13 protein-coding genes and 1 riboswitch are annotated in these 15330 nt (G+C 42.7%); of the genes, 2 read left to right on the top strand and 11 right to left on the bottom strand.

The window, feature by feature from the left end; all coding sequences use genetic code 11:
- Positions 1–111: 111 nt before the first annotated feature.
- From ACSYSK_RS08510 to ribD, 7 genes are all read right to left on the bottom strand, one after another.
- Positions 112–930 (bottom strand): WxL domain-containing protein, encoded by an 819-nt coding sequence (locus tag ACSYSK_RS08510; RefSeq protein WP_491714708.1) that lies wholly within the window; start codon positions 928–930, stop codon positions 112–114.
- Positions 931–1176: 246 nt separating this feature from the next.
- Entirely contained in the window at positions 1177–2301 is a 1125-nt protein-coding gene (locus tag ACSYSK_RS08515; RefSeq protein WP_491714709.1) for a WxLIP family cell surface protein, read from the bottom strand.
- A 27-nt stretch (positions 2302–2328) separates the two neighbouring features.
- Positions 2329–3198 carry a WxL domain-containing protein gene (locus tag ACSYSK_RS08520; RefSeq protein ID WP_491714710.1) on the bottom strand — a complete coding sequence of 290 codons (870 nt, stop codon included), beginning with the start codon at positions 3196–3198 and terminating at the stop codon, positions 2329–2331.
- A gap of 1362 nt (positions 3199–4560) precedes the next feature.
- A complete protein-coding gene (gene ribH / locus ACSYSK_RS08525) occupies positions 4561–5025 on the bottom strand; it encodes a 6,7-dimethyl-8-ribityllumazine synthase (RefSeq protein WP_491714711.1) in 465 nt (154 codons plus the stop codon).
- Between the two features lie 3 nt (positions 5026–5028).
- Positions 5029–6255, bottom strand: a complete 1227-nt coding sequence (gene ribA / locus ACSYSK_RS08530) for a GTP cyclohydrolase II (RefSeq protein ID WP_491714712.1) — start codon at positions 6253–6255, stop codon at positions 5029–5031.
- A 255-nt stretch (positions 6256–6510) separates the two neighbouring features.
- Entirely contained in the window at positions 6511–7116 is a 606-nt protein-coding gene (ribE, locus tag ACSYSK_RS08535) for a riboflavin synthase (protein WP_491714713.1), read from the bottom strand.
- Positions 7117–8157, bottom strand: a complete 1041-nt coding sequence (gene ribD, locus ACSYSK_RS08540) for a bifunctional diaminohydroxyphosphoribosylaminopyrimidine deaminase/5-amino-6-(5-phosphoribosylamino)uracil reductase RibD (protein WP_491714714.1) — start codon at positions 8155–8157, stop codon at positions 7117–7119. It abuts the gene before it with no gap.
- Between the two features lie 121 nt (positions 8158–8278).
- A riboswitch (FMN riboswitch) is annotated at positions 8279–8411 on the bottom strand.
- Between the two features lie 264 nt (positions 8412–8675).
- On the opposite strand from ribD, the gene ACSYSK_RS08545 reads away from it, so the two are divergent.
- Both ACSYSK_RS08545 and ACSYSK_RS08550 read left to right on the top strand, forming a co-directional pair.
- The gene (locus ACSYSK_RS08545) at positions 8676–9797 is read left to right on the top strand and encodes a helix-turn-helix domain-containing protein (protein WP_491714715.1); all 1122 of its coding nucleotides are present in this window, start codon (positions 8676–8678) and stop codon (positions 9795–9797) included.
- 120 nt (positions 9798–9917) lie between these two features.
- Positions 9918–11021, top strand: coding sequence for a helix-turn-helix domain-containing protein (locus ACSYSK_RS08550; protein ID WP_491714716.1), 1104 nt, complete (start codon positions 9918–9920; stop codon positions 11019–11021).
- A gap of 60 nt (positions 11022–11081) precedes the next feature.
- Here the strand turns inward: ACSYSK_RS08550 and ACSYSK_RS08555 are convergent, their stop codons facing one another.
- From ACSYSK_RS08555 to ACSYSK_RS08570, 4 genes are all read right to left on the bottom strand, one after another.
- A complete protein-coding gene (locus ACSYSK_RS08555) occupies positions 11082–12179 on the bottom strand; it encodes a helix-turn-helix transcriptional regulator (RefSeq protein WP_491714717.1) in 1098 nt (365 codons plus the stop codon).
- The gene (locus tag ACSYSK_RS08560; RefSeq protein WP_491714718.1) at positions 12172–12540 is read right to left on the bottom strand and encodes a type II toxin-antitoxin system RelE/ParE family toxin; all 369 of its coding nucleotides are present in this window, start codon (positions 12538–12540) and stop codon (positions 12172–12174) included. The genes ACSYSK_RS08555 and ACSYSK_RS08560 overlap by 8 nt, the downstream gene beginning before the upstream one ends.
- Positions 12541–12664: 124 nt before the next feature.
- Entirely contained in the window at positions 12665–13675 is a 1011-nt protein-coding gene (gene cydB, locus ACSYSK_RS08565) for a cytochrome d ubiquinol oxidase subunit II (protein ID WP_491714719.1), read from the bottom strand.
- A complete protein-coding gene (locus ACSYSK_RS08570) occupies positions 13675–15093 on the bottom strand; it encodes a cytochrome ubiquinol oxidase subunit I (RefSeq protein WP_491714720.1) in 1419 nt (472 codons plus the stop codon). The genes cydB and ACSYSK_RS08570 overlap by 1 nt, the downstream gene beginning before the upstream one ends.
- Positions 15094–15330 lie beyond the last annotated feature (237 nt).

A 15330-nucleotide genomic window follows, 5' to 3' on the forward strand; every position in this document is an offset into this window, starting at 1 on the left:
CACAAAAAAGCCCTTCATCAACCCCCACGTTGATAAAGAACTTAACTTATTTAATTAACTTGACGAGCAAGTTGCTAATTAATTTCTTAATAAAGACTTTGTTTATCTAACTTAAGCTACCTGATTACCAGGAGTTTCTTGCAAAGTCCATTGTAACTCTGAGCTATAAGAACCAGCTTGAGCGGACATGCCACCAGGAACTTCTAACTGGATAAATGATGAACTACCCTTAACAGGTTCACCTTTATTAGCAGAATACTTACCCCATTTTACCATCGTAGCACCTTGACCATCGTCACCAGTAGCGCTCATCACTACAGAGTCAGTTCCGCCTTCGGAAACCGGCATTAACCGGACTTGCGAGCCCTGAGCAACCTGATTCTTAGCAGCAGTAGCGGCAATTGTCCCGTTCGGAACTAAGATAGTTAAACCCTTCAACTGTTTACCAGTAGCTGACGTAAAAGGAGTCAGTTGCTTAACGCTTAAACTCCAGCCCTGACCGGTTTGTCCCCGCAAATCAGTCACTTGGGCAAAGTTAGCACCTTTTTGCAGCTTAGCATTCATGTCGCCATTCTTGCTGTAATTTTGTGCCATGGCATTATAACGTTGAGTCTTATTGCTAGTACCGATCCCCTTAAAGGAAAAGTCAGAAATATAATCAATAGTTAAGTTGCCGTTAGAGTTAGCAGCCGTTGTAGGCTCGCTACCCTCTGGTAAATAACTAGGATCATTCGGAAACATGTTGTCTTGTCCCGGGTTGTCAACGCCAGGATCTAAAATTTTACTATCAACTGGTTTGCCAGTGAATTCAGCACTAGCAGTCGTGTTATAGGAACCGGCCCCCTCCGCATTAATCGTAACGGTCCCACTAACAAATAGTCCAGTTGCTGCTACCATCGTTAAAATTGCTTTACTATACTTTCTCATCATAAGCACCCCCACTTAATTTGAGTTGTAAATTAACTAATTTATTTAGTTGATTTATTGTTGTTGTTTTCCTTTTGACATTTTTAACTTAATTTAAATTGCGCCCAATTAAAATAACAAAAAAGTATTTTTTTGCTTAAAATCGTACTATTTTTAATTTAGACACAAAAATTACTCACTGATAACGGGTTCACAGTGAGTAATTTTTAAGATTTTTTAAACGTTTCAACAATAAATCAGCTAATTTAGTTATTTCTTAACGTGGCTGTTCGTACTTTCACCTTGTGCTGCTGCTTTTTTCTTCTGATTGCGTTTATACAACCAAATGATAACCGCAATAATGATCAACAATAACAAGAGTAACAGTAGGATCAAAGCAACGTAGAACCAAATCGATCTCTTCTGCGACTTAATAAGCATGTCGTTTTGGTTACCGTAGCGCGCTTGTTTCATCGTGATCCGGAAGTCCTTATCGAAAACCCACTTGCGGGAGTAACGTTCTTGTTCGCCAATCACGTACTTACCTTGCGGAGTTTTCTGCCCGTAAGCAACTAGGTGTAAGTGATACCTACCCGATGATAACCGCTGCCCGGAAAGGTCGAACGGAAAATCAAAGTTACTATTAGGAGCCATCTGCATGTTAACTTTCTTAGCAGTATAACTAGTAGAACCACGTTTAGCGGTAATCTTAGCCTTTACCAGCAAGTTGTTTAAGTAAACCGGCTTGGGGTTTTGCAAGTTTACTTTGATCGTGTTGCGGTAATTGACTAAATCGGGATAAACCTTGTGGAGCTTCAAATCAGGTTTCGTCTTATGCCCAGCATCGGGTGTTTGTTGCATCACCAACGCTACTACGTAAGAAAATTCGTTCTTGATAGAAACCCCTTTACTAGCCTTATTCTTTTGCGGTGCGTTGATTTCCTTGAAGGAAATCCCACCAGCAATCAAACCCTTGAATTTACGTGCCGGAGACTTAACGTGAATGTGTAAGTCTTGTTTACTATTAGGTGTCAAAGTAACAACGTGGGGGTATTGCACGTAATGTCTGATATTGTACTTCAAGGTTGGATCTAGTTTCTTAATAAAAGTATCATACTGCACGACACCATTGGTATTAGTAAAAGCGGGGTTGATCTTTACGCGTACCTTAACGGTGCGGTTAGTCGAATTGCTAACCTGAGCAATGATATCTTCTTGCTGTCCTGGTTGTACCAACAAGTCATAATAACCTAACTTGGGGTCAGTTTGGTTACTCGGCATCTGCGGATTAACAGAAAAGTTTAGCTCAGAAGCCTGAGCTAAACTCGGAAATAAAACAACTGCTAATGTGGTAACAAAGGCCAGTACAACTAGCTGCTTTATTTTTTTGAACATTTCTTCATTCCTTAGATTCAGTATTTATTAGTTACCAACAACATCACTTAAAGTCCAAGTCAACGTTGTTGAATAATCACCTGCTACAGCGCCAGCACCATTAGCTGCAGGAAGTTCTAAGTACACAGCATCGCTTCCAGCTGGAGCATCATCCATTAAGCGGGACAACGGTTCGGTTTTAGTCTTAGCATCAGCTAGGCCACTAGCATCACCAACATTATAATTATCAGAGGAACCCCATTGTTCAGTTGTAACTCCTGCACCCGTATTAGCTACAGCAGTCATAACATTCTGAACAGTACCATCAGGTTGGACATCAATTGCAGGAGAAGCTGTAGCGCCAGTACCACTAGGAGCAACTGTACCACCAGAAGTAAATGTAACACCTGTAGTTCCACCAGGAATATGAATCTTCGTTGAATTTAGCACATTAGAAGTACCAGATTGAGCAAATTTATTATCTTGTTTTACGGTAAATGTCCAACCTGCATTAGTACCACGATTATCAACTATCTGTGCAAAAGGAGCTGAAGTACCATACTGACCATTTTTGTCCTCAAACCATTGACCATGAGCCAAAGGCTTAAGAACACTGCTAGAATTACCAACAGAACCAAAATCAAAATCAGAAACAAATTGAATTCTCAAATTTCCTGTACTATCTGTTGAGGATGGACTGTTATTACCAGGAAGATGATTAGGATCATCAGGGACCTTAGGCTTTTTAGGATCGTTTGGGTGAGTAACATTCGTATCACTAGGATCTGTAATGCCAGTAAAATTAACAGTAGCATTTGTATCATAATCTGCTGATGCTGCACTTGCATTTGTAACCCCTGCTGCGAACAAGCCTGCAGCTGCCAATGTTGCGACGATTGCTTTACTAAACTTCTTCATAATATGAATTCCTCCAATTCATTTGACCTTGTTATCTACTATGGAACTTTGATGAAGAACCTCTCTTGAAATCCCTCATCTCTTTACATGTCTATAATACATCTTTCATATCTAAATAACACATCAAAAAAGTACTTATTCTTGAAAATTTGTATTTTTTTAGATTTTTTTACCCTCTTTTTGCACAATGTCGCGCGCAACTTAAAGCATCAAGTTGGTGGATTTTTGATTTACTTATTTTTTGTTAGTGCTTTTTTCACTTCTGACAACGCGTAACAGACCCTTTTTGCTCTTAATTTCACTTTTTAACTTTCGGACATTATTATAGGAAAAGGAACCTCAAAAAGCAACTTTACACCCCGCAAAAACGTTGATATATCAAGCCTCGTGTACAAAAATAACATTTAAATCCCTTTATTTACGTGTTTTTTGATATTTTTGAAACGATTTAAAATTTTGCAAAAAAATCAGGGTAAAACCAGCGTTTTATCGTTTACTTAACACATCCACAAAAAATAAAGTCGTTGGCAACCAAAATTCCGAACGTTTTTTTCACAAGCGTTTTTGTCATTTTGTTACATCAAGAATCAGAATAAAAAATGTATATTTGTGGAAAAATATTCAGTTGTATCGATTCATTTTCAGCGGTTTTGCATATTGAATTTTTCAAATTAATCATCTCAGTGGTTGATATATCAACGTTTATATGTGACCGGGTTGTCATAGTAAAAAAGTTTACTTTTTTTCAAAAAATGTATTTATTTGAATTTAAGTGGATACTTTTCCATAAAAATATGTACAAAACATCTCTATGATTGCTACCGGGCTTTCACATAGACCGCATTTAGCCCTTTTTGCCCAGCAAAAAAGGAGTTGCGGAAAAAAGCGTTTAGCAGTCGAGCACTAGCCTAGTTTCAAAGTAAAACCCGCACTTTGGTTTTATTTTGAAACGTAGCTAGGCACAAACTGCTGCTTTTTGGAACACGATCAAACAAGTTGTGAGTCAAGCCGGTTAGCGGTCGTAGACTAAGTGGCATTGACAAACAAATCCTGTACTTGGATTTGTTTGTCAGTGTCCTTAGGACCTAGACTGCTGGCTTGACGAACGCGATTAAGTCTATTGCTTACGAAACCAAAAAAGGGGACTGGAACAAAACGAAGTTTTGTCCCAGTCCCAATCCCTCTATTTTTAGTGTTTTATTTCCTTGCAAGCATAGATTAGTCGCGCTCCAAAAAGCCAGCAGTCTGCGGCTAGCTACGTCGCTGTTAAATTGCCAAGAGCGCAATTTGACACCGCCTAGGCTAGTTCTCAACTGCTAACCGGCTTTTGTCACAGCCTCCTTTAACTTGCTATGTCAATAATTACTTCAATTGCTCTTCGATACTCAACACTTCTAGGATATCCGTGGCACATTCTGCACCCTTATTACCGGATTTACCACCGGCACGATCCGTTGCTTGCGCCATCGTATCCGTCATCAACACGCCAAACATCACAGGCACGTCCCCGTTGACAGAGACTGCCGCTAACTGCGCCGTCGTTCCCTGGCAGACGTAATCAAAGTGCGCGGTTTCTCCCTTAACCACTGCTCCTAGTCCGATCAGCCCGTCAAACTTGCCGCTTTTAGCCATCACATTAGCCGTCCGGGCGATCTCAAATGCCCCCGGCACGCGCACAACAGTGATATTGTCGGTCGGTACGCCGGACTTTTTTAGCTGCGAGAGCGCGCCGTTTAATAGCTTTTCGGTAACCACGTCGTTGAATTGTGCCACTACGATCCCGATTTTCTTATCCTGTCCCGTTAACATTCCCGTAATTTCCTTCATAGTTTAATCCACCTCATTTAAGATATGTTGCATCTGATGTTTCTTCGTCGTTAAATACTTCTTATTTTCTGCCGACAAGCCGACCTCCAACGGGATCCGCTCTACTACTTCAATGCCGTAGTCTTCTAACTGTTTGATCTTATCCGGGTTATTGGTCATCAAACGCACCTTGGTAACTCCTTTTTCGTGTAGGATCGCCGCTGCCAGCGCATAATTGCGCGCGTCGATCGGCAATCCTAGGTGTTGGTTAGCCGCGACCGTGTCCAAACCCTGATCTTGCAGATGATAGGCACGTAATTTGTTAGCTAATCCGATCCCGCGACCCTCTTGACGCAAATACAACACTGCGCCGGCACCATTCGCAGCGATCTTTTGCAGTGCACTCGCTAACTGCGCACCGCAATCACAACGTTTAGAGCCGAAGACATCGCCGGTCAAGCACTCACTATGTAGCCGCAACAACAACGGTTTCGCAGGATCGATCTCACCTTGAGACACCAATAACGTGGGCTCGTCGGTCGTATTTTGCTGCTCTTGCCAGGCTTCTAGCGTGAAATGCCCGTACTTGGTCGGAAAGTCCACCTTGGCAAACGATTCTATTTTAGGAGTTTTTTTTTCCTGCTGTTTGCGATAAGCAATCAACTCTTCGATCGTCAACAGTGGAAGTTCCAGTTGTTCAGCCAGCGTTTTAAGGTCATCACGCCGCGCCATCGTGCCGTCTTTTTTCAACACTTCGCAGATAAATGCGACTGGTGCCACACCAGCTAATTTAGCCAAATCAAGGGCAGCTTCCGTGTGGCCCGTTCGTTCCAACACGCCGCCCGCTTTACCAACCAACGGGAAAACGTGCCCCGGATGATAAAAATCGTCCCACTGGCTGTTAGGGTCGGCTAGCTTCTTGATTGTTTTAGCACGGTCAAATGCCGAGATCCCCGTGGTAGTCGTCGTCGCATCGACACTCAAGGTGAAGGCCGTGCCGAAACTATCATTAGAATCCGTAATGATTGGGCTTAATTTTACCCTATCTGCGTATTCCTTACTCATCGGTACGCATAACAACCCGCGAGCGTGCGTGACCATCGTGTTGACCATCTGCGGGGTCACCCTTTCCGCTAGGCCGATCATATCTCCTTCGGCCTCACGTTGCGGCGAATCGGCCACGATCACTAACCCGCCATTTTGCATGTGTTTAATGATCCGCTCCATTTTTGCGTTTAATTCTTCGTCCATTTTTGCCACTTCTTTCTTATAATATGCCTGATTTAGTCGAGCTACGTGAGACAGGAGTCTGTGCCTAGCTACGTCACTGGCAATTGCCAACCCTGCAATTTACCACTGCCTAGGCTAGTGCTCAACTCCTAACCGTCTCACTGCGCATCCTTTTTCTTAGTCGAGCTCCGTGTGGCAGAGGCTGTGCCCTAGCTCATGTCAATCCCAGTTGCTTCAAGCCCGCAACTCGGCTTGACCTTTCGCTACTGCGCGCCTCTAATCGCCACACTGCGCTCTGTTATATTGTTTCACCACGTATTTTCCTATCATATCCGTCTCGATGTTGACCCGCTCTCCTAGCCGGTAGTGGCCCAGCGTCGTGTTTTCCAACGTGTACGGGATCAAACTGACCCCAAACTCGTCGTCTTGCGCCAGCGTGACCGTCAAACTGATGCCATCGATCGCGATCGAGCCCTTTTCTACTATATAAGGTGCATACTTATGCGGCACCGCAAATTTCAGGACCAGCGCATTTTCCACCGGTGTGCGTGCTACCAGCTTAGCCGTCGTATCCACGTGTCCCGCCACCAAATGACCGTCCAACTTGCCGCCCAATTCCAAAGCAGGCTCCAAATTCACCACGCTATCCTGCTGTAAGTCCGCCAAATTAGTGCGCTTCATCGTTTCCGGCATCACGTCGACCGTAAACTGACCAGCCTGCCATTTCGTCACCGTCAAACAGATCCCGTTGACCGCAATACTAGCTCCTAGCGGCAGGTCTTTTTCCGTCAGCCCCTGTGGCTCTAACGTCAACAACGCGTGATTGCCGGTAACTTCTTTACGCCGCAACTTGCCGGTCCCCTGAATGATTCCCGTAAACATCTATTTCCTCCTCGCTTCTATCCTGACATCCGCACCCAACAAGCGCGTTGCAACCAGCTGATAAGTCGCCTGTTCGTTTAACGCCACGCCGCTCACTGCCGGTAAGGCCGTGCCTCCCAACACTTGCGGTGCCACGTAAACAACTACTTTATCGGCCAGTCCCGCCGCGACAAACTGAGCCTGTACGTTACTGCCGCCTTCTACTAACAACGACTGGATCTCGTGTTCTCCTAATAACTGCGCAATTTTGGCCGGGGTCCACTTTTCCGCGGTAAAAACTGCTACGTTTGCCGGTAGTTGGCGGTGAGCTTCGGTCTGGCTAAGCAGCCAAATTTTCCCCGGACTGTCAAATAAACGCAGGTTAGGTGCCAGCTTGTTCACGTCGCTGGTCAACACGATCCTGATCGGTGGCCGCGGTAAACTTTTGATCCGGACCGTCAATTGTGGGTCATCGATCCGCACCGTTTGCGCCCCTACCAGTATCGCTTGGTTAGCGCACCTTAATTCCTGTGCGTCTTGTTGCGCCTCTTGCCCGGTCAAATAAGTCCGCTCGCTACCAGCCGCGTTGATCTTACCATCCAAAGACATCGCGTATTTAACCGTGACCTGTGGGCGCTCATGGCGGTAATAAAAATTATACGCGTCATACAACTGCTCCACGCCACCGCTGACTTCAACTGCCACGCCGTGCTCTTTTAAATACTCGACACCCTTGCCACCGACAACTTTGTGCGGATCGACCTGACCGATCACAACTTTTTTGATGCCGACCGCTGCTACTCGTTGACAACACGGCGGCTGTTTGCCGTAATGACTACACGGCTCCAGCGTCACGTATAACGTCGCACCCTGAGCAAGCTTAATGTCTCGTAAATGAGATAACGCGTTGATCTCGGCGTGTTCGTGGCCGTACTGGTGGTGATAACCCGTCGCTAAGACCTGGCCATCCTTAACGATTACCGCACCAACTAACGGGTTAGTCCACGTCATTCCCTGCGCTTTTTGGGCCTCGGCTACCGCCATTTGCATGTAAGCTGTCACTTGATCACTCCCTAAAAAAAACGACCCCGTTTATTCAACGAGGTCGTTAGTAGATTAATTAAATAAGATTTCTCGCAAGCTAGCTCATTGTTTGAGTCACTGGACGCGAGTTTAATATTCTTATCTTCTTCTCCCATCCAGACTTTCACTGTCGGTCCCAGAATCACACTGAGTCAACTGCCATGCAGCTCACGGACTTCAAACTCGCATTTGTCACCGTCGGTCGGGAATTACACCCTGCCCCGAAGAAATCGCTATTCAATTTCATTATTATAGTAAACTTCTCTTTACTAAAAAGCAAGCGCTATTATTACATTTCAAATAATATTAGTTATTGAGTAAACGATTACATATCAAAAAAGTAACATTTATTTAAGCAAAAGCCTTAAACCGGTTAACATTTCGTGTTATACTAGTACCAGATAATCAAAAAAGTAAACTTTATTATATAAATGTTTCCGAATTATATTTGATCTATTAGTTTACTTTTATCTTATTAGATAATGGGGGAGATTTTAATGATAAACTTACAACTATTAGCCCGTTCATTAGGATTAAACCTAGATTATTACGACGGACAGGAACACAAAAATATCGAAAAATCATTTCACACGCACAATACCCAACAAATGATGGAGATTTTAAAAAAATGTCCCGCTCATTCCTATAACTTAATTCGCTATAACCTAGGTTACTGTGTAGTAATTGGTTTTCAACAAGACGAATACCTAGTCTTCGAACCTTCGTTAGCTCAGCGCGACTTACGCAGTCATAATTTAGGATTTACCAAATTATTGGCGCCGGCTAAGGCCCTTTGTCGGCTAACGTTCCAGTTGTTTACCAAAAATCCGAGCCCCGACTTAGACTTAAACTTGATCTTTTTTGACCGGCAAACCATCGATGCTGCCGCGGAAAAAAGAAGCGTGCTCAACGCCAACCGTTTTACCAACATAATCAAGCCCGTCATCGACGCTTTTGGCAAACGAGATGCAGACAGCTTAAAAACGGCTTTACGTGAATTAGAAAAATTACAAAGCATCGGTCAGGCGTTGGAAAAACGCAAATTCTTGCGCGGCGAACAAGACGCGCTGATCGCTTACGCTGCGATCCTCAACTTCTCTGCTTGTCAGGGAGGTTTCCCGTACGCCAAAGCTCATAAGGCATTCGAAGCCATCGTCGACCGCATCGAAACCGTCGAAGCCGTCGGTCCCTTTAACTCTTGGGTCAAGATGGCCACCGAATACTACTATAACGAATTTATGTTGTACTTTAATTCACACAAGATCCCGTTAGAAGAGCAGTGTAAACTCTACATCGATAACCGCCTGTACGAACAAAAACTAAGCCTAGCTCATTTAGGCGAAACCTTTAACTGCTCGGAACGCTACCTCGGACGCTTATTTAAACGCCGCTATAACATTACGATCAAACAGTATATTTTACAAAAGAAGATCGACGCCGCTAAGTTTTTGCTGGACACTACCAACTATAACTTAGATGAGATCACCAAACAGCTCGGCTTTACCAGCGCCAGTCACTTAGCACAGACCTTTAAGAAAATCAGTGGCACTACGACTATTCAGTACAAACGTAATCACAGTCGGGCTCCACAGCAACAAGTTAACACTTCAAAGGCCTAAGCTACTGGCACCGACGTTGACGAAAATGCCATAAAAATTTATAATATCATATATAGGTAGAAATTTTAATAACTAAAAAATCATAATTGCATCAAAATTTGGCATTGGGGAGGTCAGAATGTGGATAATCTCAAACTATTAGCCGAATCTTTAGAAATGAATATTGAGCACTACGAAAAAAACTCACACGAAAAAATCGTTAATTTATATCCCAGCAAGGGACTTAAAAACACGCAAATTCTGAAACGGTGTGCCGGACATGCTTTTAACATCGTTAATTACAGTAGCGGCTTTTATCTGGTGATCACACTAGGTAAAGACGAATTTTTAGTTTTGGAGCCCGCCGTGCCACCGTCCCATTCTAAAGAGCACAGTTTAGCATTCATCAGTTTTTTGGGACAAGCCAAGAATATTTGTCAGCTAACTTACCAACTTTATACTCACCGTGAAGCGGAAAAGACGGATTTTAACTCCATTTTTTACGACGAGGAAGATCCGAGTAACATCAAAGAAATAATGGACCTCGAAGTCGCCTCTGAAGCTTTTTATGGGAATATGAGGGACTTGTTCGAAGCCTTCAAAAATCAGGACACCAAAAAACTCAAAGAGCAGCTCAACAAAGAAATGCACTTCAAGTTAGTCGGCATGCGTTTCGAGCAAAAAAACCAGCTGCGGGGTGAAAAAAACGTGCTGATCGCCTACGTCGCTTGCTTAAATCAAGTGGCGATCGCCACCGGCTTCGCTCCCGATCGTGCCTATTATACCTTAGACCAGATCATCGGCAAGATCGAAGTCCAGCAGACAGTCGTACCGTTCCAAACGTGGCTGACTACGGTCACCAATTTTTATTACACCGAAATGACCGACTACTTGCAGCTGCACTCACTGCCCTTAGAGGAGCGGTGCATGCATTACGTTAACGAGCACATCTGCGACAAGATGAGTTTGCAGGCATTAGCCGATTACTTCGAATGTTCGGAGCGTTACTTAGGCAAGCTGTTCAAGGAACGTTACAACATCACACTTAAGCAGTATATCTTGCAACAAAAAATCAAGGCTGCTCAGCAATTATTAACTACCACTAATTATACTTTAAAATACATTACTTCTTTTCTCGGCTTCAACAGTACCAGCCATTTATCCCAGACTTTCAAAAAAGTCACGGGCAGCACGCCGGCACAGTACAAAGCCAAATTTCAAAAAGAGCTAGAAACGGCGAAGTAGGCAAAACCAAAAAAGGAACTGGGACAAAATTCGTTTTGTTCTAGTTCCTTTTTTTGGTATTTACGCAATTTCATACCTTTGCTTAAGGTTATTTAATTGATTAAAATTAATTAAGTGCTCTTTTTGCAATCTTCCAACTATAATTCCGGGTTGAATTCCTAGTTGTTGGGCAAAAGAAACCACGGTTTGATAACTAAAATTATTGCCAGCAACAAATTTTTGATAGTCCTTAGGAGCAATTAAATAGTCTCGCGAAAAGCGATCTGCATCAGCTTCTAAAGCAGAAATATTTAATGGGCTAGTCAAAGCAGCATCATTTTTAGTAGAAACAATAATATGTCCCCTTTTTTTTTGAAAGATATGCTCAATTTCGTGAAAAAAAGCAAACCAAAAAACATCAGAATATTTTCTACGGTCATTGATAGCTAACATCACTTTTTGCTCGCCTAGCCATTTAACGGCACCATTGACTCCACAATTTTTTAAATTGGGGATTATTACCAGTGCCACTCCAGATTCTGCTAAAATGGCTTTCAATTGAGGTAAAAATTCCGACGGAGACAAAACTGTCATTTGCTTAACTTGAGGCAGTTTTTTCCTTAGTAATTTTAGATCTATTCTGCCCACACTTTGCTGATTAGCCACATTTAAAGCCGTTTGCACCCAAGCGTTTGAATTAATAATATTTTTTTCCTGCACAGTAGTAACAGCCGTTTTATACTGTACTAAAAAATCCCTCTTTTTCAGTACCTCTAACGAAGATATTCGCAAAAAATTTTTTAACTGATCAATTCTATCTGCGCTGTTTTTTTTCTCCGTAACAAAACCATTTTTACTCCAAAATGAATAATCCATCTGCGCTAAAATGTCTTTTTCCCTACTAAGCTCATTTTCTTTTTCAATTTGTCGCTTACTCTTCAAATAATGATCATTTAAATTTTCCCATAACTTTTTAGAAGTTCCCAACACCAAAGATAATCCGTCTATCAAACTATCCGTTAACTGCAATTTGCCATTGACCAAATTGCTAACATTTTTTTCGGTGGTATTAAGTCTTTCAGCTAGTTCGCTTTGCTTCATTCCCTGATGATTTAAATATTTCTTGACATAATATCCTGGATGAAAAGCTACCGTCATCTCATTACTTAATTTATTCATAATGCTTAGATACCTCCTCGATCCTGACAATAGTAATACTACGGTAAAACAAAATGAGATCCACAGTGGAATTAGTTACAGTTTCGCCATCTTCAGATAACGGTGAAATAATTAACCGGTAACTATTCTTTCTGCCGTCGATGTCCAATGCATACAGCCCATTTTTATCTCCAATTAATTTATGCAAATTATAGATCAGCAATGCATTAACATCTTGAAGACAAAGGGCACTTTCAAGCAAATTACGTAAAGCAAACAAATTTTCAGCAGTTTGTTTGCCATACTTTTTCTGTGCTTTTTTTAAATCCGTACACTGCTTTTTAATTTGCTTATTCTTATACCTAATTTCGATGCCCTTCACCCCCTGTCTTCAAAATAAATGTTACCAAAATAGTAAGACTTTTTCAAACCAGTTGTCTTCATCACCAAAAAAAGAGTTGAGACAAAATAGTATTTGTCCCAACTCCATTTAGTTTAATTTTAAATTAATTACCCTTACGTGCAGAAGTTACTCTTCTTCTAAAGATGTAATAGGTCCATGCAATGTAGAGTAATGCGATCGGCAAAAAGATGCAGGTCACGATCGTCATTACCTTTAACGTGTACGGTGATGATGAAGAGTTCGTGATCAACAAGTCGTACTTAGCTCCCCGAGTACTGATCATCAAGCGTGGGAATAAGCCTTGGAATAACAAGGCAACTAAGGCAACTAGCGAAAAACCGCTCATGAAAAACGACAAGCCTTCCTTGCTCTTGAGCACGCCGATGTGGGCGATCACCGTTAGTAAAACGATCACTACCAACAAGGACAACGTGCCGATGAGATGTACTCGGAAGAAGTCCGTTTCGAAAAACATCAAGACGGCAAAGAGTACTAAACCAACGTACAAAACCGGGTATAAGATCTGGCCGTACTGCTTAGCCCGTTGTCTTAACGCCCCATTGGTCTTTAAGCCGATGTAGTTTAAGCCGTGCAAGTAAGTCAGTAAGACCAATGCTACTCCACCAACTAGTGAGAATAGGTTAACGTACGAAGTAAAGTGACCCCAAACGTTACCGTGCGCGTCGATCGGCATTCCTTGGATCATACTGATGAACAGCATCCCGAACATAAATGGCACGAGGAAACTACCGATAGCTAAAGTCCAATCCCAGATTCCTTTTTTAGCCAAGTCTGTTTTAGCGCGAAATTCGAAGGAAACGCCCCGGATGATCAGTCCGAACAAAATGATGAACAATACGAGGTAGTAGCCGGAAAATAAAGCCGAATACCAGTACGGAAACGAAGCGAACATCGCCCCGCCAGCCGTGATCAGCCAAACCTCGTTACCATCCCAAATCGGCCCGATCGTGTCGACTAACTGGTCGCGTTCGTCCGCGTTACGCGCCAACGTTTTGACCGACATGCCGACCCCATAATCAAAGCCTTCTAAGAAGAAGAAACCGGCGAATAAAATCCCAATGACAGCGAACCATAAAAATTGAAGTATGGACATTATTCAAACGCCTCCTTATTGAATGGATCAGTAAAGTGTTCTGGCGTATTTTCGATTTCAGCTAAGACATCGCCAGGGCCTTTTTTCAGCTCTTTAACGGTCAAGCCGACCATCACGGCTGCCAACGTAGTAAATAACAAGAAATAAATGATGTTAGACGTCAGTAGCGAACCGACCGAAACGTTAGGCGAAACACTTTGTTTGATGGTAAATAACCCATAAACGGTCCACGGATAACGCCCTAGCTCAGTTACCAACCAACCAGTCGTATTGGTGATAAACGGCACGAAAGTAAAGAGCCCGAGGATCCATAACATCCACTTATGTTTAAATAACGTCCCCTTGCTCTTGCGGGCAAAGAACAGTCCTAGTACGGCAACACCAAACATTGCCACTCCAAATAAAGCCATCAAATGGAAGGACCAAAAGACGGAGTTAACCGGTGGGTAATAATTATTTTGGTCGCCGTATTTAGCTTCGAGTTTCTTATTAGCTTCGTCCATGCCTTCGATCGAACCCGATGGCTTATGGTAAGCTAAAATACTCAAAGCGTACGGAATTTTAATACTAAACTTGTCCTCGTGAGTCTTAGTATCCATCACAGAAACTAGTTTCCACGGTGCCGGACTCGGCGTATTGACCTTTTCACCTTCGGTAGCGGCAAACTTCATCGGCTGCTCTTTGATCAAAGCCTCCATCTGCAAGTCGCCGGCCAAAAAGACTGCAACCGAACCGATCAGTCCGATCGTTAAGCCTAATTTGACGGACTTCTTAAAGAAATCCTTCTCTACTAACTTCTTATTAAGTAACTTAAAGCCAGCCATCCCGGCGATCAAAAAGCCACCCATGGTAATGGCACCCGCGATCACGTGGGTAAATTCATACCACACCTGTGGGTTAGAAATCAGTTGGGCAAAACTAACCATCTCGGCGCGGCCGTGACGGATCACGTAACCGGTAGGATGCTGCATAAAACTATTGGCAGTCAAGATCCAAAAAGCAGACAGCATCGATGCCAGCGTCGTCAGCCAGATAAAGGTTGCGTGTAACGCCGGCTTGACCATCCTCCAAGTAAACATCCATAAACCAATGAACGTCGATTCCATGAAGAATGCCAGTAAGGCTTCGATAGCCAGTGGTGCACCAAAAATATCTCCCATAAAGCGAGAGTAATCAGACCAGTTCATCCCAAACTGGAATTCCTGAATGATCCCGGTCACGACCCCGACGGCAAAACTGAGCAAAAAGATATTGCCCCAGAATTTAGTCATCTTTAAGTACATTTTATCTTTAGTGCGCACATACATAGTTTCCATAATTGCAACTGCTAACCCGGTTCCGATGGTAAACGGCACAAAGAAGAAATGGAAAATGGTCGTCATTCCAAACTGAAAACGTGCTAAGTTGACGATATTCATTAATAGTAACCTCCTTTTATATTATCATCAACGTTCATTATACACTGGTTTGATTTAAAATAACACTAGCTGGACAATTAATAACGACTAATAATTACAATTATTACTTAGCCGTAAGTTGCCTTACATTTAACCATTTCAAGCACCAACTCATCGTCGCCTTAATATATCCTTTAAATTTTTTTGGCAGTTTTTTTATTGACTAACAAAAAAAATAGCAGTAAAATAAAATCGAAG

This window comes from Ligilactobacillus sp. ESL1201 (genome assembly GCF_058503265.1).

Excerpts from the sequence above, each read along its gene's own strand:
- ribE (WP_491714713.1), bottom strand. The coding sequence starts at position 7,116 with ATGTTTACGGGAATCATTCAGGGGACCGGCAAGTTGCGGCGTAAAGAA.
- ACSYSK_RS08520 (WP_491714710.1), bottom strand. The coding sequence starts at position 3,198 with ATGAAGAAGTTTAGTAAAGCAATCGTCGCAACATTGGCAGCTGCAGGC.
- ACSYSK_RS08570 (WP_491714720.1), bottom strand. The coding sequence starts at position 15,093 with ATGAATATCGTCAACTTAGCACGTTTTCAGTTTGGAATGACGACCATT.
- ACSYSK_RS08555 (WP_491714717.1), bottom strand. The coding sequence starts at position 12,179 with ATGAATAAATTAAGTAATGAGATGACGGTAGCTTTTCATCCAGGATAT.
- ribH (WP_491714711.1), bottom strand. The coding sequence starts at position 5,025 with ATGAAGGAAATTACGGGAATGTTAACGGGACAGGATAAGAAAATCGGG.
- ACSYSK_RS08515 (WP_491714709.1), bottom strand. The coding sequence starts at position 2,301 with ATGTTCAAAAAAATAAAGCAGCTAGTTGTACTGGCCTTTGTTACCACA.
- ACSYSK_RS08510 (WP_491714708.1), bottom strand. The coding sequence starts at position 930 with ATGATGAGAAAGTATAGTAAAGCAATTTTAACGATGGTAGCAGCAACT.
- ribA (WP_491714712.1), bottom strand. The coding sequence starts at position 6,255 with ATGGACGAAGAATTAAACGCAAAAATGGAGCGGATCATTAAACACATG.
- ACSYSK_RS08545 (WP_491714715.1), top strand. The coding sequence starts at position 8,676 with ATGATAAACTTACAACTATTAGCCCGTTCATTAGGATTAAACCTAGAT.
- cydB (WP_491714719.1), bottom strand. The coding sequence starts at position 13,675 with ATGTCCATACTTCAATTTTTATGGTTCGCTGTCATTGGGATTTTATTC.